Annotated in this window: 16 protein-coding genes and 2 pseudogenes; 5 read left to right on the top strand and 13 right to left on the bottom strand. The window is 70.8% G+C overall.

Translation table 11 applies throughout. The annotated features are described in order from the left end of the window. Window positions 1–9: 9 nt before the first annotated feature. Both A9O67_RS11135 and dcd read left to right on the top strand, forming a co-directional pair. On the top strand, window positions 10–1,074 hold the full coding sequence (locus A9O67_RS11135) for an adenosine deaminase (RefSeq protein WP_068610305.1): 1,065 nt from the start codon (window positions 10–12) through the stop codon (window positions 1,072–1,074). Between the two features lie 134 nt (window positions 1,075–1,208). Continuing rightward, on the top strand, window positions 1,209–1,775 hold the full coding sequence (dcd, locus tag A9O67_RS11130) for a dCTP deaminase (RefSeq protein ID WP_068610303.1): 567 nt from the start codon (window positions 1,209–1,211) through the stop codon (window positions 1,773–1,775). A 397-nt stretch (window positions 1,776–2,172) separates the two neighbouring features. Here the strand turns inward: dcd and A9O67_RS13855 are convergent. The 5 genes and pseudogenes from A9O67_RS13855 to A9O67_RS11115 form a co-directional block, all read right to left on the bottom strand. Beyond that, a pseudogene (locus A9O67_RS13855) lies at window positions 2,173–2,394 on the bottom strand (IS5/IS1182 family transposase); the annotation flags it as partial. Then, entirely contained in the window at window positions 2,310–2,561 is a 252-nt protein-coding gene (locus A9O67_RS14055; RefSeq protein WP_268807361.1) for a transposase, read from the bottom strand. The gene A9O67_RS14055 and the pseudogene A9O67_RS13855, both read right to left, overlap by 85 nt. Before the next feature lie 291 nt (window positions 2,562–2,852). Then, complete coding sequence (locus A9O67_RS11125) at window positions 2,853–3,194, bottom strand: AzlD domain-containing protein (protein WP_068610301.1); 342 nt, start codon at window positions 3,192–3,194, stop codon at window positions 2,853–2,855. Further along, the gene (locus tag A9O67_RS11120) at window positions 3,187–3,894 is read right to left on the bottom strand and encodes an AzlC family ABC transporter permease (RefSeq protein ID WP_043701320.1); all 708 of its coding nucleotides are present in this window, start codon (window positions 3,892–3,894) and stop codon (window positions 3,187–3,189) included. Before A9O67_RS11120 ends, A9O67_RS11125 begins: the two co-directional genes overlap by 8 nt. After that, on the bottom strand, window positions 3,891–5,894 hold the full coding sequence (locus tag A9O67_RS11115) for a helix-turn-helix domain-containing protein (RefSeq protein WP_082955544.1): 2,004 nt from the start codon (window positions 5,892–5,894) through the stop codon (window positions 3,891–3,893). Before A9O67_RS11115 ends, A9O67_RS11120 begins: the two co-directional genes overlap by 4 nt. 282 nt (window positions 5,895–6,176) lie before the next feature. On the opposite strand from A9O67_RS11115, the pseudogene A9O67_RS13845 reads away from it, so the two are divergent. Then, window positions 6,177–6,290 (top strand): annotated as a pseudogene (locus A9O67_RS13845) (calcium/sodium antiporter); the annotation flags it as partial. Between the two features lie 141 nt (window positions 6,291–6,431). Here A9O67_RS13845 and A9O67_RS11105 read toward each other — a convergent pair. Genes A9O67_RS11105 through A9O67_RS11090 form a run of 4 tightly spaced genes read right to left on the bottom strand, consistent with a single transcriptional unit; the run spans window position 6,432 to window position 9,591 of the window. Beyond that, window positions 6,432–6,830 carry a DMT family transporter gene (locus A9O67_RS11105; RefSeq protein ID WP_068610294.1) on the bottom strand — a complete coding sequence of 133 codons (399 nt, stop codon included), beginning with the start codon at window positions 6,828–6,830 and terminating at the stop codon, window positions 6,432–6,434. 16 nt (window positions 6,831–6,846) lie between these two features. Continuing rightward, the gene (locus A9O67_RS11100; protein WP_068610292.1) at window positions 6,847–7,659 is read right to left on the bottom strand and encodes a thymidylate synthase; all 813 of its coding nucleotides are present in this window, start codon (window positions 7,657–7,659) and stop codon (window positions 6,847–6,849) included. A gap of 19 nt (window positions 7,660–7,678) precedes the next feature. Then, a complete protein-coding gene (locus A9O67_RS11095) occupies window positions 7,679–9,133 on the bottom strand; it encodes an FAD-binding oxidoreductase (protein WP_231960332.1) in 1,455 nt (484 codons plus the stop codon). Next, window positions 9,130–9,591 (bottom strand): DUF2069 domain-containing protein, encoded by a 462-nt coding sequence (locus A9O67_RS11090; protein ID WP_082955543.1) that lies wholly within the window; start codon window positions 9,589–9,591, stop codon window positions 9,130–9,132. Before A9O67_RS11090 ends, A9O67_RS11095 begins: the two co-directional genes overlap by 4 nt. A gap of 19 nt (window positions 9,592–9,610) precedes the next feature. Here A9O67_RS11090 and A9O67_RS13965 point away from each other — a divergent pair, with 19 nt between their 5' ends. Next, window positions 9,611–10,906, top strand: coding sequence for a YihY family inner membrane protein (locus tag A9O67_RS13965; RefSeq protein ID WP_082955542.1), 1,296 nt, complete (start codon window positions 9,611–9,613; stop codon window positions 10,904–10,906). On the opposite strand, the gene amt is transcribed toward A9O67_RS13965, so the two are convergent. The 4 genes from amt to A9O67_RS11065 all read right to left on the bottom strand — a co-directional run bounded on the left by amt (window position 10,903) and on the right by A9O67_RS11065 (window position 17,975). Beyond that, window positions 10,903–14,286 (bottom strand): ammonium transporter, encoded by a 3,384-nt coding sequence (amt, locus tag A9O67_RS11080; protein WP_068610287.1) that lies wholly within the window; start codon window positions 14,284–14,286, stop codon window positions 10,903–10,905. The two genes, A9O67_RS13965 and amt, sit on opposite strands and share 4 nt — an antisense overlap. A 180-nt stretch (window positions 14,287–14,466) precedes the next feature. After that, window positions 14,467–15,729: a cytochrome P450 gene (locus tag A9O67_RS11075; protein WP_068610285.1), complete on the bottom strand. Its 1,263-nt coding sequence runs from the start codon at window positions 15,727–15,729 to the stop codon at window positions 14,467–14,469. A gap of 82 nt (window positions 15,730–15,811) precedes the next feature. Continuing rightward, entirely contained in the window at window positions 15,812–16,648 is an 837-nt protein-coding gene (locus A9O67_RS11070; RefSeq protein WP_068610283.1) for an alpha/beta fold hydrolase, read from the bottom strand. Between the two features lie 16 nt (window positions 16,649–16,664). Then, complete coding sequence (locus A9O67_RS11065) at window positions 16,665–17,975, bottom strand: O-acetylhomoserine aminocarboxypropyltransferase (RefSeq protein WP_068610282.1); 1,311 nt, start codon at window positions 17,973–17,975, stop codon at window positions 16,665–16,667. A 79-nt stretch (window positions 17,976–18,054) separates the two neighbouring features. Between A9O67_RS11065 and A9O67_RS11060 the strand changes: the two genes are divergently transcribed. After that, window positions 18,055–18,537: a CBS domain-containing protein gene (locus A9O67_RS11060; RefSeq protein WP_068610280.1), complete on the top strand. Its 483-nt coding sequence runs from the start codon at window positions 18,055–18,057 to the stop codon at window positions 18,535–18,537. Window positions 18,538–18,539: the final 2 nt, after the last annotated feature.

Raw genomic sequence — 18,539 nt, 5'->3', positions numbered from 1 at the left:
GGGCGCGCGATGATCCCTGAACCCGACCTGGCTTTCGAGCGCATCGGCCCCGGGCGGCTCGTCGAGCTGCTGAAGCGCGCGCCAAAGGCCGAGCTGCACCTGCACATCGAGGGCACGCTGGAGCCGGAGATGATGCTGGCCCTGGCGCGCCGCCATGGCGTAGCGCTGCCGTACGCCGACGTCGAGGCGGTGCGCGCGGCTTACGCCTTCACCAGCCTGCAGAGCTTTCTGGATCTGTACTACGCCGGCGCCGGCGTGCTGCGCGACGCGCAGGACTTCCACGACCTCGCGTGGGCGTACTTCCAGCGCGCCGCGGCCGACGGCGTCGTGCACGCGGAGTGCTTCTTCGACCCGCAGACGCACACCGCGCGCGGCGTGCCGCTGGCGGCGGTGTTCGAGGGGCTGGTGGCGGCGCAGCGGCGCGCCGAGACGGAGCTGGGCTTGACGGCGCGCTGGATCCTGTGCGTGCTGCGTCACCTGAGCGAGGACGAGGCGCTGGCGACGCTGGAGGCCGCGCTGCCGTGGCGGGAGCACTTCATCGGCCTGGGGCTGGACTCCAGCGAGCTGGGCCACCCCCCGTCCAAGTTCCAGCGGGTGTTCGCGCGCGCCCGCGCGCTCGGGCTGCACGTGGTGGCGCACGCCGGCGAGGAGGGGCCGCCCGACTACATCCGCCAGGCGCTGGACCTGCTGCAGGTGCAGCGCATCGACCACGGCGTGCAGGCGGTGCACGACGCGGCGCTGCTGCAGCGGCTGGCGCGCGAGCGCGTGCCGCTGACGGTGTGCCCGCTGTCCAACGTGCGGCTGTGCGTGTTTCCGGACCTGGCGTCGCACAACCTGCGCACGTTGCTGGATGCCGGCCTGTGCGTCACCGTCAACTCCGACGATCCGGCCTACTTCGGCGGCTACGTCGCCGACAACCTGGTGCAGACGGTGCAGGCGCTGGGGCTGGACGCGCGCGCGGCGTGGCGGCTGCTGGCCAACGGCTTCGAAGCGGCGTTTCTCGACGACGCCACCCGCGCGAGGCACCTGGCGGCCCTGGAGCGCGCGTTCGCCGACGCGGCGGCGCAGACCTGACGGCGCGCTGGCGGGCCCTTCGTGGTCAGCCAGGGCCTGGACCCCAGCGGCCTTGTCGTGACCGAGCGCCAAGGCCTGGGGGCGAAGCGGCCTTCGTACAATGCGCCGATCACCCACAGGCACCCCTGCGCACCATGACCCTCAAGAGCGACAAATGGATCCGCCGCATGGCGGAGGAACACGGCATGATCGAGCCGTTCGAGCCAGGCCAGATCCGCGAGGTCGAGGGCCGCAAGGTCATCAGCTACGGCACCAGCAGCTACGGCTATGACATCCGCTGCGCGCCCGAATTCAAGGTCTTCACCAACATCCACAGCACGGTGGTTGACCCGAAGAACTTCGACGAAAAGAGCTTCGTCGATTTCCACGGCGACCACTGCATCATCCCGCCCAACAGCTTCGCGCTGGCGCGCACGGTGGAGTACTTCCGCATCCCGCGCAACGTGCTGACCATCTGCCTGGGCAAGAGCACCTACGCGCGCTGCGGCATCATCGTCAACGTCACGCCGTTCGAGCCCGAGTGGGAAGGCTATGTGACGCTGGAGTTTTCCAACACCACTCCGCTGCCGGCGAAAATCTACGCCGGCGAAGGCTGCGCGCAGGTGCTGTTTTTCGAGAGCGACGAGGTCTGTGACGTCTCGTACCGCGACCGCGGCGGCAAGTACCAGGGGCAGCGGGGCGTGACGCTGCCGCGGGCGTGAGGAACGCGCGGTTCAGGGGCGGGCAGGTCGCGGATACGAATTTCTCGGTCGAATCCCTCGCGAGACGGCGGTTATCAGCCGCAAACAGGAAGGGGTCTGAAAACTCTGCTTTCGTTGACTCGGTACACGGGTGCAGAGTTACGCCGATGCTGTGAGCCTAGGTTATAAGCCAGGTACACTCAGTCGCCCCTGAAATTTTCACCCGAGCCCCAGTTTTGCGTGCATCGAGCCTGGCCTGAGCGATATCGCCCCCACCCCCGCCTCGGCCTGCCGCAACAGGCGCAAAAGAAGGGATGGGCTCGATGTTTGCATGGCCTGAGCAGCTTGCTCTTCTGCTTGCTGATCCGTTGGGTCTTGCCTCGGTGCACGATGCGCACGTCCGGGTTGTCGGCATCCACCCCCGGTAGCCCCGATCGACGAACACCGTCGCGGGCTCGACCGCACAGTCTTGCATCAGGATCGTGGCCTGCTCGAGCTGTTCGCGCAGGGTGTGTCCGTCATACGGATGGCCATGGAAGGCCCGCGCACCCACGATCAGGTTGCCCTTGAGCGTGCTGGCAATGCCCGCCTTGACGCCGAATTCGTAGGGTGTTCGGGCCTTGCCCTTGCTGATACAGTCGCGCCAGCATTGCGCCAGCGCTCGACCACCCCTTCGTCCGACTCGTTGAAGGCGTGCTTGAGATACAGGAGGCTGATCATGATGCGCAGCGGCACGCGCGGGCGCCCCGCGTGGCTCAAGCGTTCGCGGCGCTGCACCTGTTCACCAAACAGATCGAGATCGGGCATGGCGATGCCCGAGCGCGCCTTGCGCGACAACAGATGCGCCACCGATCCTCCGATTTGCTGTCAGGGCATGCGAGAGGCCAGCACCGCCAGCGGGTGGCGCAGATCGATCATGTGATCGATGCGCGAGCGGAAGAAATCGTCTGTGGCAGGGCGGGCAAACTTCACAGAAAACTCCCGCAAATCGCGCACACGAGGATGTGAAAGTGGGAGATATTTTTGCCGAGAAAGCGTGAAATCCAGAGCTAAATCAAATAGTTATGAGTAAATCAGGGGGTGGTTGGGTACAACGCGTCACCCGATCACCCACAACATCAACGCATACACCCCCGTGCCCAGCAGCGTGGAGGCCGCCAGCCCCCCGCGCAGGCGCTGGAGGAGGATCACGGCGGCCAGGGCAACGGCCGTGGGCAGGGCGCGGGTGGGGCCGGCGGCTGGCCACAGCAGGGGGAAGAGCGAGGCCACCAGCAGGGCGGCGATGGCGGCCGGGCCGATGGCCGAGGACCAGCGGCGGATAAGGTTCGAACGCTCGGTACTTTGACGCAGCCCCCACCAGAAGGGCAAGGAGCGCAGCAGGAAGGTGCCCAGCCCACAGGCCAGCACGGTCAGCAGCTGTATCCAGCCGGCTTCACTCATCGTCGCCGTCCTCGTCCACGTGTGCCTGCAGCAACTGGAGGGCCGCACCGGCCAGCATGCCGGCCGGGATGGCCACATGGGCCGGGCCCAGGGCCAGGCCCAGCAGCGTGACACCCGCCGCCCCCCACAGCGCCCGGCCACGTCCGTGCACCCCCATCTGCAGCAGCAGCGACAGGAAGAGCGCCGGCAGCACGAACTGCAAAGCCTCCTGCAGCAGGGGGATCCGGTCGACCAGCTGGGCGCCGGTCTCGGCCCCCAGCCAGGTGCCAGCGATCCACGCGCCATAAGCCCCGGCCTGCAGGCCAGCCAGCCAGCCCGCGCGCTGGGCCGGGGCCAGGGTGGGCAAACGCGCGGCCGCGCAGGCGAAGACTTCGTCGGTCAGGCCAAAGGCCAGGGCCGGGCGCACGCGGGCCGGGCGCGCCTGCGCGAGCTGTTCGGCCACCACCCGACCGTAGAGCAGATGGCGGGCATTGAGCAGCCAGATGGTGGGCACCACCGTCAGCGGCCCGCCGCCGGCGGCGAGCAGGGACACCAGCACGAACTGGCTGGCCCCTGCAAAAACGATGGCTGAGATGGCCACGGCCCATGGAGCCCCCAAACCCATCTGAACGGCGGTCAGCCCGAAAGAAAAAGCCACGGGCACGTAGCCCGCTGCAATGGCCAGACTGTCGCCCAGGCCGCGCAGCACCTGCCGCGTCATGCGCCCTCCGGCTTGCTAAAGGTGAAGACATGGGTGCCCCCACCCCAGTCGTCGCTGCCGGTGGTGGCAAACACCCGGCGATGGCGGCGCAACTCCAGCCCGGCCAGCGCGGCCAGCCCGGCAAAGCGGCGCGGGAAGGTCTTGCGCTCGACCTCGTAGTCGAAGCCGGCTACCATGGCCTGCAGCTCCAGCCAGTAGAAGCGCACGAAGGCCCCGATCTCATGTGCAGGGCGCTCGCGCAAACCGGACTCGCACAGGCGCGCATACAGGTTACGGCACAGGCTCACCGCCTGGGTCGATTTGCCCTCGGTGGCCGCGACCATGGCCATGATGATGGAGCGGCGCAAGTCGCGGTAGAGCCTGAGGTCCAGCCCCCCTTCGGAGGCCGGCGGCTCACCCACCCAGGCCATGCTGGCCAGCAGGTAGGCGCTGTGGTGGCGCACCAGAGCGAGGTTGCGTTCATCCACGCTGGCGAATTCGGGCAGGAACTCGTCGGCCACCACAAGCAGCCCGCCGGGCTGCAGCAGCCGCATGGCCTTTTGCAGCATGAAGGCCGTGTTGAAGTGGTGCGAGGCGCCGAAAGAGGTGATGAGCGGTGTCTCGCCGCTCGGCAGGTCGAGCTCCAGGAAGCCGCCGTGATGCAGCTCGATGCCCTCAACCCCGTGGGCATTGCGCTGCAAGCACACAAACGCCGCCTCATCGGGTTCGACGGCCAGGAAACGGCAACCCGGATGCAGCTCGTGCAGCATTAGCAACGGCAGACCCGGCCCTGTGCCCACGTCGATGGCCTGCAAGGCGGGCTGCGGTCCGGCGAAGCTTGCGATATCCTGGGCGGCGGCCACTACTTGGCGGGCATAGGCGGGGTGCAGCAGCTCGAAGGCATCGTATTGCTCCACGTCGATGCGGCTGGAGAACGGCCCGTCCCGGCCGCCGCGCTGCGCCGCCGCGGGCGCCGGGCGCACGTGATGCAGCTGCCGCGGCATGCACATGCGCCCCCGCTGCAGCAGCACCTCAGCGGCCAGGCTGTTGAGCACCCAGCTGCGGCCCTCCAAATGAGCCTGGATTGCGGCCGTTTCGGGCGCGCCCAGCTCGATGAAGGGCGACTCCGCCAGCCGGGCTAGGCGGATGGCGGCAGCCGGCAGGTCGGCGTTGGCCCAGGCGGGCGGTGCCTGGTCGGGTTGGGCAAAGGCTCCGGTCAGGGGCATGGGCACCACGGCGACATACGGCCCCTGGGCGTCGTCTTCCACCAGCGACAGCACCGGCCAGCGCCAGGGACCGGCGGTGGCCTCGTGCTGCATCTGGCGCAGCTTGAGCAGGCCGTCACGCCTATTGAGCGGCTCGCCGCGCAGTCGCAGGATGCGCGCGCCCAGGCCGTTGGACACCTCCAGCAGGGCGCGCTCCATCACGCTGCGCACCCCCTCCCAGGCGCTCGGGGCCTGGGGCCACTCTAGGTAGAGCGTGGAGGCACTGGCCGAATAGGTCTTGGGCGGATACACGATCACCACCATGGCCCGGCCGCCTTGCTCGGTGGCCGCGTACACATGCGGCACATCGGCGTCGAAGGTGTGAGTGTCGCCAGCCCTCACCATGCGCGGCCGGTCGGCCTGCCCCACCAGCATGGCCCCGGACAGCACCGTGATGCGTTCCTTCACCCCTTCCGGATGCGGGGCGGAGTCCTTGCGGCAGCCTGGCCGCAGTTCGATCAGATAGACCTCGATCTCGGGGTCGTCGGTCGATTTTTCGATTAATCGAACAATCACCCCCTTGTCCAACAGCTCGCCGCCGTCGCTCAGTTCCTCGTTGACCAGCTGGCCGAAGGGCACTCCCAGGGCGTTAGCCACAGCCCACAGGGTCTCGATCGTGGGGTTGCCCTCGCCGTTTTCCAGCTGCGACAAGGTCGATTTCGCCACCCCGCTGCGCTCGGACAAGCCCGCCAGCGTGAGCCCTCGCTGTTCCCGAAATCGCAGCAGATTCCTGCCGATGGCTGAGACGGTGCTCACGAGGTTTTCCTGAGAAATATCGGTGTGAGTTCATTATAACAAACAAACGATTCGTTCTGTCGGTCTGCGGCCAGGTGTGCCTCTATGGCACGATGGCGCCACATTGCATCCGGGGAAGGAGGTCCACGCTATGTCCATCGTTTTGCTCATCGTTGGCCTGGTCGCCCTGATGGCAGGGCTGAGGGACTCTTGCGCGGCGCCGCGCGGTTGTCGCTGTCCTAGGGGATCTCGCCCCTGGTGGTAGGCTTGACCATCGTGGCCCTCGGCACCAGTGCGCCGGAGATGGCGGTGTCGGTAGGCGCAGCCGCCAACGGCACCACCGATCTGGCCGTGGACAACGTGGTGGGCAGCAACATCTTCAACATCCTTGTCTGCCTGGGCCTGGCCGGCGTGGTGGCGCCCCGTGGCCTGCCCATTTCCGAAGCTGTCCTGAACTTCGATCTGTGGGTGATGGTGGGTGGCCACGCTGCTGGCCTGCCTGCCCATCTTCATGAGCGGCCGGGAGATCGCGCGCTGGGAAGACGGCGTGCTGCTGGCCTACCGCACCACCGCCAGCGCCGCCACGGAGGTGCGCCGCGTCAGCGGCTGGCCGAAGAACAGTGCCCCCAGCAGCACCGTCCACACCGGCATGGTAAAGCCCAGGATGGCCGCCCGCCCGGACGCCAGGGCGGCCACGCCAAAGATGGCCAGCGTGTGCCAGCCCAGCATGTTGGGCAGTGCCAGCGTGACGATGCTGCGCCACTCGCTGCGCCGGGGCTGCAGGCGCACACCGCGCCAGTGATAGAACGCGAACAGCCACAGCGCGCCGCCGGTCATTGTCACGGCGCGGAAGAACAGGGGCGAGAGCTCCTGCAGCGACAGTTTCATGACCGGCCAGTTGACGCCCCACATCAGCGTCAAGGCCACCAGTCCCAGGGCTTGGGCGCGCGACAGCATCACGGGTAGGGGCGGCTCACACCGCCACGGGCGCCTTGATGGCCGGGTGGTGCTGGTAGTCCAGGAATTCGAAGTCGTCGAATTCGTAGTCGAACAGGGTCGGCGGGCGGCGGCGGATGCGCAGCGTTGGGTAGGGGTAGGGCGAGCGCGACAGTTGCAGCTGCACCTGCTCCACGTGGTTGTGGTAGATGTGGCAATCGCCACCGGTCCAGATGAAGTCGCCGACGCCTAGGTCGCACTGCTGCGCCACCATGTGCGTCAGCAGCGCATAGCTGGCGATGTTGAACGGCACGCCCAGAAAGACGTCGGCGCTGCGCTGATAGAGCTGGCACGACAGTCGGCCGTCGGCCACGTAGAACTGAAACAACGCATGGCACGGCGCCAGCGCCATCTGGGGCAGGTCGGCGACGTTCCAGGCGCTGACGATGATGCGTCGCGAGTCGGGGTTGGTACGCAGGGTATGCAACACCTCGCTGATCTGGTCGATGTGTCCGCCGTCAGGCGTGGGCCACGAGCGCCATTGCACGCCGTAGATGGGGCCCAGGTCGCCGTCGGCGCGCGCCCACTCGTCCCAGATGGTCACGCCGCGCTCTTGCAGCCAACGCACATTGCGTTCGCCGCGCAAAAACCACAGCAGCTCGTAGATGATGGATTTGACGTGCAGCTTCTTGGTCGTGACGAGCGGAAAGCCCTCCGACAGGTCGAAGCGCATTTGGTAGCCGAATACGCTGCGCGTGCCCACCCCGGTGCGGTCGGTCTTGACCACGCCATGCTCATACACATGGCGCATGAAGTCTTCGTACTGGTGGCGGATGGGGCGCGGCGTCATGGGCGGATTATCGCCGCCGTCAGACCAGCAGCTTGCCCGGGTTGAGCCGGTTGGCGGGGTCCAGCGCGCGCTTGACGGCGCGCATCAGGTCCAGCGCCACCGGGTCCTGGTAGCGCGGCAGGATGGCGGCCTTCAGCGCCCCGATGCCGTGCTCGGCGCTGATCGAGCCGCCGTGGCGCTGCACCGCGTCGTAGACCACCGTGTGGATGCGCGCCTCCTGTTCGTGCAGGAAGGCGGCGGCATCCGCGCCCTCAGGGCACTGCACGTTGAAGTGCAGGTTGCCGTCGCCCAGGTGGCCGAAGTTGACCAGCCGCACGCCGGGCACGGCGTTCGCCAGTGCCTTTTCCGCCTCGGCGCAGAAGGCCGGGATGCGCGAGACCGGCAGGCTGATGTCGTGCTTGACGTTGAGCCCCTCCTCGGCCTGCGCCAGCGGGATGCTCTCGCGGATGTGCCACAGCGTGCGCGCCTGCGCCAGACTTTCGGCCACCACCGCGTCCACCGCGCAGCCGTCCTCCAGTGCTTGCCCCAGCACGGCCTCCAGCCGCGCGCGCGCGTGCGCCTCGCCCTCGGCGTCGCTGGTCTCCAGCAGCACCGCGTAGGGGGCCACGTCCGCCAGCGGCACCGACAGCTGCGGAAAGTGGCGCCGCACCAGCTCCAGCGCAAAGCGGTTCATGACCTCGAAGCCGGTCAGCGCCGGCCCGAGCCCGCGCTGCGCCACCCCCAGCAGCGCCACTGCGGCGGCCAAGTCCGGCACCGCGGCCCAGGCGGTCAGCTGCGCGGCCGGGCGCGGCACGAGCTTGAGCACCGCCGCGGTGATGATGCCGAGCGTCCCCTCGCTGCCGATGAACAGGTGGCGCAGGTCGTAGCCGGTGTTGTCCTTGCGCAGGCCGCGCAGACCGTTCCAGACGCGGCCGTCGGCGGTGACGACCTCCAGCCCCAGGCACAGGTCGCGCGCGTTGCCGAAGCGCAGCACCTGCGTGCCGCCGGCGTTGGTGGCCAGGTTGCCGCCGACGGTGCAGCTGCCCTCGGCCGCCAGGCTCAGCGGCAGCCACAGCCCGGCGGCCTCGGCAGCCTGCTGCGCGGCCTGCAGCACGCAGCCGGCCTCCACCGTCAGCGTGAGGTTTTTCTCGTCCAGCGCGCGGATGCGGTTGAGCCGCGCGGTGCTCAGCACCACCTGGGTGCCGCTGCCGTCCGGCACGCCACCCAGCACCAGCCCGGTGTTGCCGCCCTGCGGCACGATCGGCGCGCCGTGCGCGGCGCAGGCGCGCACCACGGCGGCCACTTCCTCCGTGCTGCCGGGGCGCACCACCGCGAGAGCCCGGCCCCGGTGGCGGCGGCGCCAGTCGCGCTCCCACGGTTCCAGGTCGGCGTCGGCGGCGGTGAGCACGTGCGCCGGGCCGACAGCGGCGCGCAGATCCCGCAGCAGGGCGGCCCGCGCGGGGGGATCGAAAGGAGCGGTTGGCAGGTTCATCATTCGGGACGGTCGCTGTCCGCAGGTTGCGGGGCGCGGGCGGCGCGCAACCGCAGCCGCACATGCAGGGCACAGGCCGCAAACAGCCCCATGCACAACACGACCTGCCCCCAGGCCAGTGCGGCCGACAGCCCGCTTTCGCTGGTGGCGCGCACGATGCCTTCGGTGAAGTACAGCCACACCAGTAGGCTGAGCCAGCGGTAGGTGTACATGCGGTGGCGCAGCAGGCCGGGCAAGGGCAAGGCCAGCGGCAAGACCTTGAGCGCCCACCACGACCCGCCCGGGCGCAGCGGCGCCAGCCACAGCTCCCACGCCAGCCCCAGGACGATCAGGCCCAGCGCACAGGCCACGGCCAGCGCCCGCGTCCAGCGCGCCTGCGCCAGGCCGGCGGGCACGGCGGATGCAGTGGGCGCAGTGGGCCCGGCAAGGGGGGCGGACGGGGAGGGGGACGGCGCGGACATCGGCTGGCATGATAGCGGCATGACCGCATCCGAACCGTCCGCGCGGGCGACGCCTGCCCCGGTTGCCGAGGCCGCTCCGCGGCCCGTTTGGCAGCGCGGCTGGCAGCGCGGCTGGCAAGAGGCCCGCGACTTTCCGTGGCGCACCACGTGGCTGACGCTGCGCGAGCGCTTCGCGCAGGACCGGCTGGCGGTGGCCGCCGGCAGCCTGACGTTCACGACCACCATCTCGCTGGTGCCGCTGGTGACGGTGGCGCTGGCCGTGTTCGCGCTGTTTCCGGCCTTCGGCGCGATGGAGCAGCGCGTGCAGCGCTGGATGGTGGAGGCGCTGGTGCCGGACCACATCGCGCGCCAGGTCGGGCGCTACCTGTGGCAGTTCGCCAGCCAGGCCGGCCAGATCGGCCTGGGCGGGGCGGTGGTGCTGCTGGTCACGGCGCTGGCGCTGGTGCTGACGATCGACCGCCAGCTCAACGACATCTGGCGCGTGCCGCGGCTGCGGCCGCTGGCGCAGCGGGTGCTGGTGTACTGGGCGGTGCTGACGCTGGCGCCGCTGGTGCTGGCGCTGATGCTGAGCGCCAGCTCCTACGCGCTGTCGGTGTCGCGCGGCTGGCTGCCGGCGGCGCACCAAGGCGTGCGCTGGGCGCTGGATGCGGCGGGCTTTGTGGCGCTGGCGCTGGGCATGGCGGCGCTCTATCGTTACGTGCCGAATGCCCAAGTGCGGCTGCGCCATGCGCTGGCCGGCGGGGTGTTCGTCGCGCTGGCGTTCGAGCTGGCGCAGCAGGCGCTGGCCTGGTACCTGCGCACGGTGCCGACCTATTCGGCGGTCTACGGCACCTTTGCCACCGTGCCGATCCTGCTGGTGTGGCTGTACCTGGTGTGGCTGATCGTGCTGCTGGGGGCGGTGATCGTGGCCTACCTGCCGTTCCTGCTGGCGGGGGTGGCGCGCCGCGGCGGCACGCCGGGCTGGCCGTTCCAGCTGGCGCTGGAGCTGCTGGCGGAGCTGCAGGCCAGCCGCACCGGCGAGCGCCCCGGGCTGGCGCTGGAGGCGCTGGCGCGGCGGCTGCGCGTCGATCCGCTGCACCTGCAGCAGCCGCTGCGCGCGCTGCAGGCGCTGGGCTGGGTGGGGCGCCTGAGCGACGAGGAGGGCCGCTGGGTGCTGCTGGTCGATCTGCACCAGCGCCGGCTGGCGGAGCTGGCGCGCGTGCTGTGGCTGGCGCAGGACGAGGCCACCGCCGGCGTCTGGCGCGCGTTGCCGCTGGAGGCCACCACCGTCGCCGCGGTGCTGCCGCCGCCGCGGCGCGCGCCGGGGGCGCCCTAGCGCGGCATGCGCCGCACCGGCGCCAGCGCGTCCAGCAGCTGCGGCAGGCCGACGTGGTAGCCCTGCGCGAAGTCCACGCCCAGCTCGCGCACGCGCTGCAGGATCGCCTCCGACGACACGTACTCCGCCACCGTGCGCAGCCCCATGACGTGGCCGATGGCGTTGATCGCCTGCACCATCGCCAGGTCGATCGGGTCGCTCTCGATGTCCTTGACGAAGCTGCCGTCGATTTTGAGGAAATCCACCGGCAGGTTCTTCAGGTAGGCGAACGACGACAGCCCGCTGCCGAAGTCGTCCAGCGCGAACAGGCAGCCCAGGCGCTTGACCTCGCCGATGAAGTGCGCGACGGTGGAGAGGCTCGCCATCGCCGCGGTCTCGGTGATCTCGAAGCACACCGTGCCGGGCGGCAGTTGCATCGACTGCAGCAGCGCCTGCAGGTCCTGGCGAAAGCGCTCGTCCGACAGCGACGCGCCCGACAGGTTGATGGCGTAGAGGCCCTCCAGCCGCCCGTGCTGGCGCAGCCGGTCGCCCAGCCACGCCAGCGTGTTGCGCACCACCCATTGGTCGATGCGCGGCATCAGGCCGTAGCGCTCCGCCGCCGGCAGGAAGGCGCCGGGCTGGATCAGCTTGCCGTCTTCCTCCAGCCGCACCAGGATCTCGACGTGCGGCGCGCCGCCGTCGCCGTGCAGCGGCACGATCGGCTGCGCGTAGAGGCGCAGGCGGTCCTCGTCCAGCGCCGTCTGCAGCCGCGCCACCCACTGCATCTGGCCCTGGCGCTCCAGCAGCTGGCGGTCGTCGGGCTGATAGACGTGGATGCGGTTGCGCCCGGCCTCCTTGGCGGCGTAGCAGGCCGCGTCGGCCGCGGCCAGCAGCGGGCCGGGTTCGCGCTCCAGCGGGCCGATCGGCACCATGCCGATCGACACCCCGATGGCGAACGACCGCTCGCCCCAGGCGAAGCGGAAGTCGGCGATCGCCTCGCGGATGCGCTGCACCACCGGCAGCGCGTGCTCGGCGTCGCAGCCCTGCAAGATCAGGCCGAACTCGTCGCCGCCCAGGCGCGCCAGCGTGTCGGCGCTGCGCAGCAGGTTGCGGATCAGCTGCGTCACCTGGCGCAGCAGCTCGTCGCCGGCCACATGCCCGCAGGTGTCGTTGACGACCTTGAACTGGTCCAGGTCCAGGTAGCACAGCACGTGCCGCGCCTGGTCCGGGCGCGACAGCAGCTCGGTCAGACGGCGCTCGAACTCGCGCCGGTTCGGCACGCCGGTCAGCGCGTCGTGCGTGGCCTGGTGGCTGAGCTCGCGCGCCAGGTTCAGCGTCACCGTGACGTCGTGGAACACCAGCACCGCGCCGAGCAGGAAGCCGTCGCGGCTGCGGATCGGCGCGGCGGTGTCCAGCACCGGGATGCGCTCGCCGTCGCGGCGCTGCAGCAGCGCGTGCTCGCGCCGCGGCGCCGGCGTCTTGCCCTGCAGCACCTCGCGCACCGGGTTCGGCAGCGGCTCGCCGCCGGCCTCGTCCAGCAGGCGGTAGACGGTGGTGACCGGCTGCCCGCGCGCCTGGTGCGCCGGCCAGCCGGTCAGCCGCGCGGCCACCGGGTTCAGGTACTGGATCAGTCCGGCCTCGTCGGTGGTGATGACGCCGTCGCCGATCGAAGCCAGCGTCACCTGCGCCAGGTCGCGCTCGCGCTGCAGCTGCAGCTCGACGTGCTTGCGGTCGGAGATGTCGCGCAGCACCGCCGAATAAAGCGTGCGATCGTCCTGGTGGAAGTCGTCGATCGACAGCTCGTAGAACGTGCGCGCGCCGCCGCGCGCCATGCGCAGCTCCAGCGTCGTGCCGGGGCGCGTCAGCCGCTCCAGCGGCGGCGGGCTGGCGTGGCCGGCGCGGCGCAGCACCTCCGGCAGCGGCCGGCCCAGCGCCTCGCCGGCCGGCACGCCCAGCAGCTGCTCGGCGCCCGGGTTGAGGCTCAGCAGCGTGCCGTCCGGCTCGAAGGTCAGCAGCCCGTCGCGCATCTCGCGCACCAGCGCCAGCGTGCGCTGCGTGGCGGCCTGCAGCGCGGCGATGACCCGGTTGTAGGCGCGCGCGATCTGGCCGACCTCGGTGAAGTCCTCCTCCGGTACGCGGCGGGAGAGGTCACCGCTGCGGCGCTGCGCCTCCATCGCGTCGAGCAGCTCGATCAGCTCGGTGCGCGCGCCATGTTCGGCGACGTTCAGGCCACCGCGCTCCTCCTCGGGCGTGACGCGCAGGTCGCGGTCGCGCACCAGCCACAGAAACAGCGCCGTGGCCAGCGCGCACCACAGCCCGCAGACGACGATGCCGAGCAGCTGCACCAGCACCTGCGCGCCGCGGTCCAGCCCGGTGCCGAGCGCCACCGGGTCGCCCAGCAGCCCCACCGCCAGCGTCCCCCAGGCGCCGGCGGCCAGGTGCGCCGGGATCGCGCCGACCGCGTCGTCGATGCGCCGGCGCAGCAGCCACTCGTTGGCCGCCGCCATCGCCAGCGCCCCCACCGCGCCGACCAGCAGCGCCGCCGGCGCCGACAGCGCGTGCGCCCCGGCCGTGACCGCGACCAGCCCCGCGATCAGGCCGTTGATCAGGTACAGCACCTCGAAGTAGCCGTGCAGCCAGCGTCCGACCCACAGCCCGGCCGCCGCGCCGGCCGCGGCGGCCAGCGTGGTGTGCAGCAGCACGCCCGGCACGCGCGCGTCGAACGCCAGCGTGCTGCCGCCGTTGAAGCCGAGCCAGCCGAAGAACAGCAGCAGCGCCCCCAGCATCGCCAGCGGCAGATTGCCGGCCGGGATCACCGGCGGCGGCCCCTCGGCGGGGAAGCGTCCGGCCCTCGGCCCCATGCGCATCACCACCAGCAGCGCCACCCAGCCGCCGACGCTGTGCACGACGGTGGAGCCGGCAAAGTCCACGAAGCCCAGCTCCGCCAGCCAGCCGCGCGCGCCCGGCTCCCAGGCGCCGCCCCAGGCCCAGTGGCCAAACACCGGGTACACCACCAGTGACACCCAGGCCGACAGGGCCAGGTAGGCGCCAAAGCGCATGCGCTCGGCCACCGCGCCGGAGACGATGGTGGCCGCCGTGGCGCAGAACATGACCTGGAACAGCACGAAGGCCAGCAACCGCGGTTCCTCGGGCAGTTGGCCGGCGAGGCCGAACAGCCCGGTGCCGATCCAGCCGGCCAGGCTGGGGCCGAACATCAGGCCGAAGCCCACCGCCCAGAACAGCAGTGCCGCCACCGCGAAGTCCGACAGGTTCTTCGCCGCGACGTTGATCGAGTTCTTCGTGCGCGTCAGCCCCGACTCCAGGCACAGGAAGCCGGCCTGCATCACGAAGACCAGGCCCGCGCACAGCAGCACCCACAGCAGATCGACGGTGGCCGACATCGGTGTTCCCTTGGGCGGGGGCGACGCACCCCGATGCGGGTGCATCAGCAAAAGGCGTGCCTGGCCTGGGCGCCCGGCGGGGCCGGGCTGGGAGCGGGTGATCGCAACGGATTCGCCGGTCGACCGCCGGCGTCGGCGCACCGCTTTGGTGCGCGCCCGTCGGTGGTCACCGCCGGGCGGTCAGCCCTCGATCACGAACGGCGCGCGCAGGAAGCCCCGGAAGCGCGCCCGCCCGCCGCGCACCGGCGGCTCGCTCAACGCATAGCGCGGAAAGCGCGCGAGGAAGCGCCCGATCGCGATGCGGCCCTCCAGCCGCGCCAGGCTCAGCCCCGCGCACTGGTGCACGCCAAAGCCGAAGGCCAGATGCCGGTTGTCCGCGCGGGCGAGGTCCAGCCGCTCCGGGTCGGCGAACACGGCTGGGTCGCGGTTGGCCGCGCCGATGCACAGCGTCACCAGCGCACCGGCCGGCAGGCGCACGCCGCCCACCTCGGCGTCGCGCAGCGCGCGCCGGTTGCCCAGCTGGTTGGACGACTCGAAGCGCAGGAACTCGTCCACCGCCGCGTTCAGGATCGCCTCCTGCGCATCGGGCTGGTCGCGCGCCTCGTGCAGCCGCGCCAGCAGCCGGGTCTTCTCCTGCGGCCACTCGTGCAGGCTCACCAGCGCGTTGCCGATCAGGTTGGTGGTCGTCTCGTGCCCGGCGTTGAGCAGGAAGATGCAGTTGTGCAGCAGCTCGGTCTCGCTCAGGCACTCGCCGTCGGCCTCGCCCTGGATCAGGCGCGTCAGCACGTCGCGCTGCGGATCGAGCGGATGGCGCCGGCGCTGCGCGACCAGCACGCGCAGGTAGTCCAGCATCTCGCGCACGGCGCGCTCGCCGGCGTCCTGCTGTGCCGGGGTCAGCACCGGCTCCAGCGCGCCCAGGATGGCCAGCGACCAGCCGCGCAGCGGGCCGCGCTCGTCGTGCGGAACGCCCAGCAGGTTGCCGATGATCTCCACCGGGATCGCGGCGGCGTAGTCCTCGATCAGGTCCCCGCCGCCGCGCGCCTGCAGCCGGTCCAGCAGTCCGTCGACCAGCCGCATCAGCCCCGGCTCCAGGTCGGCGATGGCGCGGCGCGTCAGCGCCCCCATGATCAGCTTGCGCACGCGCGTGTGCAGCGGCGGGTCGTTGAAGACGAGGCTGGTGGTGTGGTGCTCGTACAGCGGGGAGCCGGCGCCGTACTTGGGCCCGAACTCGACGTGCTTGTCGGAGCTGAAGGTGGCCGCGTCGCGGTAGACCGCGACCAGGTCCGCGTGCCGGGTCAGGAACCAGCTGCCATCCGGCATGGCGCGCACCGGCTCGCGCGCGCGCAGGGCGGCGTAGACCGGGTACGGGTTGGCCAGGAAGTCCGGCGGCAGCCGGCGCAGGTCGAAGCCGGCGGCGATGGCCTCGGCGCGCTCGCGCGTCATCGGCGGCGTGATCGCCTGCGGCGGTACGGACTGCCGCGCGGCCGTGGTGTGCGGGAACGCTGGGGTAGCCATGAGCGGAGCGTCAGGCCGACTGCGCCTGCATCCGTCCCAGGAAGGCGCGCAGCGCATCCAGCACGCCGTCGGGTGCCTCGGTCATCAGGGCGTGGCCCGCGGGCAGCCGCACCACTTCCACCGGCACGCCGGCGGCGCGCGCGCCGTCGATCAGTGGCTGCGCAGCCTTGGGCGGCGTCATCTGGTCGCGCGTGCCAAGGATGAACTGCACCGGGCAGGCCAGCCGCCGTGCGGCGGCCTCGCCGTCCTGGTAGGTGTCACAGGCGACGAAGCCGCGGTGGAACACGTTGACGCGCGGATTGCTGGCCAGCACGCGGCGCATCAGCGCGCGCGAGCCGCCGTAGAGCCACGTGCCGGGGCCGAGCGCCGACGGCGGCGGCGCCAGCGTCGAGTGGCTGAACACGTTGACCATCGCGATGGCCTTCTCGGGCGTATTCAGCGACGCGTCCAGCAGCGCGGGCGACACCCGCATCGGCCAGGCGGTGCCGACCAGCGCCAGCTGCGCGACCCGCTGCGGCGCGTCGGCCGCGGCCTGCAGCGCGATCAGCGAGCCGAAGCTGTGGCCCGCCAGCGCCGCGCGCTCGACGCCCAGCCCATCCAGCAGGCCCAGCACCGCGCGCGCGCCGTCGGCGACGCTGGCCGGGGCCTGACCGCCACTGCGGCCATGGCCGGGCAGGTCGATGGCCAGCACGTTGAAGCCGTGGTGCGCGAGGTAGCGGCTTTGCAAAATCCACACGCTGTGGTCGTTGAGCACGCCGTGGATCATCACCACGGTGGGCTGCGCGGGGTCAAACGCTTTGCCGCCGGTGTAGGCGTACAGCGGGGCGCCGTGCACGTCGATCATCATGGTGCGCTCTCCCGGGTCAGGCGGCTTTTTCGGCGGCCTTGAAGGCGCGCTTGAGGTCGTCGATCAGGTCGTCGGCGTCTTCCAGCCCGATCGACAGGCGGATGGTGCCCGGCCCGATGCCGGCGGCGGCCAGCGCCTCGTCGCTCATGCGGAAGTGCGTGGTGCTGGCCGGGTGGATGACGAGGCTGCGGCAGTCGCCGACGTTGGCCAGGTGGCTGAACAGCCTGAGCGCCTCGATGAAGGCGCGGCCCTGCGCGCGGCCGCCCTTCAGTTCGAAGCTGAACACGCTGCCGGCGCCGCGCGGCAGCAGCCGCTGTGCCAGCGCGTGGCTTGGGTGATCCGGCCGCAGCGGGTGGCGCACGCGCGCCACCAGCGGGTGCGCCGCCAGAAAGTCCACCACCCGCTCGGTGTTGGCCATGTGGCGCGCCATGCGCAACGGCAGCGTCTCGATGCCCTGCAGGATCAGCCATGCGGTGTGCGGGCTCATGCAGGCGCCAAAGTCGCGCAGGCCCTCGCGGCGCGCGCGCAGCGCGAACGCCCCCACCGTCGATTCCTCGCTGAACACCATGCCGTGAAAGCCCGCGTACGGCTCGGTCAGCTCCGCAAAGCGCCCGTCGCGCGCGTGCGCGGCGTCCCAGTCGAACGAGCCGCCGTCGACCAGCACGCCGCCGATCACGGTGCCGTGGCCGCTGAGGAACTTGGTCGCCGAGTGGTAGACCAGATCCGCGCCGAGCGACAGCGGCTGGATCAGCCACGGCGTCGTGAGCGTCGAGTCCACCAGCAGCGGCACGCCGGCGGCGTGCGCGATCTCGGCCACCGCGGGGATGTCCAGCACGTCCAGCCCCGGGTTGCCGACCGTCTCGCCGAAGAACAGGCGGGTGTTGGGCCGCACCGCGGCGCGCCAGGCATCCAGGTCGCCCGGCGCCACGAAGGTGGTCTGGATGCCGAAGCGCGGCAGCGTGTCGTGCAGCAGGTTGTGGCTGCCGCCGTACAGCGCGCCGGAGGCGACGATGTGGCCGCCCGCGCCCATCAGCGTGACGATGGCCAGGTGCAGCGCCGCCTGCCCGCTGGCGGTGGCCAGGCCGGCGATGCCGCCCTCCAGTGCGGCCATACGCTGCTCCAGCACCGCGGTAGTCGGGTTGCTGATGCGGCTGTAGACGTGGCCGGCGCGCTCCAGGTTGAACAGCGCCGCGGCGTGGTCGGCCGACTCGAAGACGAACGAGGTCGTCAGGTGGATCGGCACCGCGCGCGCGCCGGTGGCGGGGTCGGGGGCGGCGCCGGCGTGCAGCGCCAGCGTGTCGAAGCCGGGATCGGCGTAACCGGGCATGGTGTCTCCTCGTGTTGTGGACTATATTAGCTCGCACAGCGGCCCCTAGCCGCGCTTTCGAGACAACAGGAGCCCCACCATGAAAGTCCGTGACATTTTGCGCGTCAAAGGCGGCACGCTCTACACGGTATCGCCGGACGAGTCGCTGGCCCGCGCGGTCGAGACGATGGCGCAGTACGACATCGGCTCGCTGGCCGTCATGGAGCACGGCGAACTGGTGGGCATGCTCACCTTTCGCGAGGTGATCGACACCATCGCGCGCAATGGCGGCTCGGTGGGCACGGTGACGGTGCGCAGCATCATGGACGACCACCCCATGACCTGCACCCCCGAGACCGAGCTGGACCAGGTGCGCCCCATGATGCTGGAGCGCCACACCCGCTATATGCCGGTGATGGACAACCGCATGCTGATGGGTGTGATCAGCTTTTACGACGTGGCCAAGGCCGTGGTCGAGACGCAGAGCTTCGAGAACAAGATGCTCAAGGCCTACATCCGCGACTGGCCGGAGGAGGAAGACACCGCCCCCGGCGGGCCGGAACAGCAGCCGGCCGCGCGCTGATC

It is taken from the genome of Tepidimonas fonticaldi (genome assembly GCF_001675355.1).
Taxonomy (GTDB): Bacteria; Pseudomonadota; Gammaproteobacteria; order Burkholderiales; family Burkholderiaceae_C; genus Tepidimonas; species Tepidimonas fonticaldi.
The sequence above is the reverse complement of the archived record's forward strand: the minus strand, read 5'-3'. Positions and strand labels throughout refer to the sequence as shown.

What these genes read in the sequence shown, in the direction of transcription:
- A9O67_RS11135 (WP_068610305.1), top strand. Translation starts at nt 10, where the DNA reads ATGATCCCTGAACCCGACCTGGCTTTCGAGCGCATCGGCCCCGGGCGG.
- dcd (WP_068610303.1), top strand. Translation starts at nt 1,209, where the DNA reads ATGACCCTCAAGAGCGACAAATGGATCCGCCGCATGGCGGAGGAACAC.
- A9O67_RS14055 (WP_268807361.1), bottom strand. Translation starts at nt 2,561, where the DNA reads ATGCCCGATCTCGATCTGTTTGGTGAACAGGTGCAGCGCCGCGAACGC.
- A9O67_RS11125 (WP_068610301.1), bottom strand. Translation starts at nt 3,194, where the DNA reads ATGAGTGAAGCCGGCTGGATACAGCTGCTGACCGTGCTGGCCTGTGGG.
- A9O67_RS11120 (WP_043701320.1), bottom strand. Translation starts at nt 3,894, where the DNA reads ATGACGCGGCAGGTGCTGCGCGGCCTGGGCGACAGTCTGGCCATTGCA.
- A9O67_RS11105 (WP_068610294.1), bottom strand. Translation starts at nt 6,830, where the DNA reads ATGCTGTCGCGCGCCCAAGCCCTGGGACTGGTGGCCTTGACGCTGATG.
- A9O67_RS11100 (WP_068610292.1), bottom strand. Translation starts at nt 7,659, where the DNA reads ATGACGCCGCGCCCCATCCGCCACCAGTACGAAGACTTCATGCGCCAT.
- A9O67_RS11095 (WP_231960332.1), bottom strand. Translation starts at nt 9,133, where the DNA reads ATGATGAACCTGCCAACCGCTCCTTTCGATCCCCCCGCGCGGGCCGCC.
- A9O67_RS11090 (WP_082955543.1), bottom strand. Translation starts at nt 9,591, where the DNA reads ATGTCCGCGCCGTCCCCCTCCCCGTCCGCCCCCCTTGCCGGGCCCACT.
- A9O67_RS13965 (WP_082955542.1), top strand. Translation starts at nt 9,611, where the DNA reads ATGACCGCATCCGAACCGTCCGCGCGGGCGACGCCTGCCCCGGTTGCC.
- amt (WP_068610287.1), bottom strand. Translation starts at nt 14,286, where the DNA reads ATGTCGGCCACCGTCGATCTGCTGTGGGTGCTGCTGTGCGCGGGCCTG.
- A9O67_RS11075 (WP_068610285.1), bottom strand. Translation starts at nt 15,729, where the DNA reads ATGACGCGCGAGCGCGCCGAGGCCATCGCCGCCGGCTTCGACCTGCGC.
- A9O67_RS11070 (WP_068610283.1), bottom strand. Translation starts at nt 16,648, where the DNA reads ATGATGATCGACGTGCACGGCGCCCCGCTGTACGCCTACACCGGCGGC.
- A9O67_RS11065 (WP_068610282.1), bottom strand. Translation starts at nt 17,975, where the DNA reads ATGCCCGGTTACGCCGATCCCGGCTTCGACACGCTGGCGCTGCACGCC.
- A9O67_RS11060 (WP_068610280.1), top strand. Translation starts at nt 18,055, where the DNA reads ATGAAAGTCCGTGACATTTTGCGCGTCAAAGGCGGCACGCTCTACACG.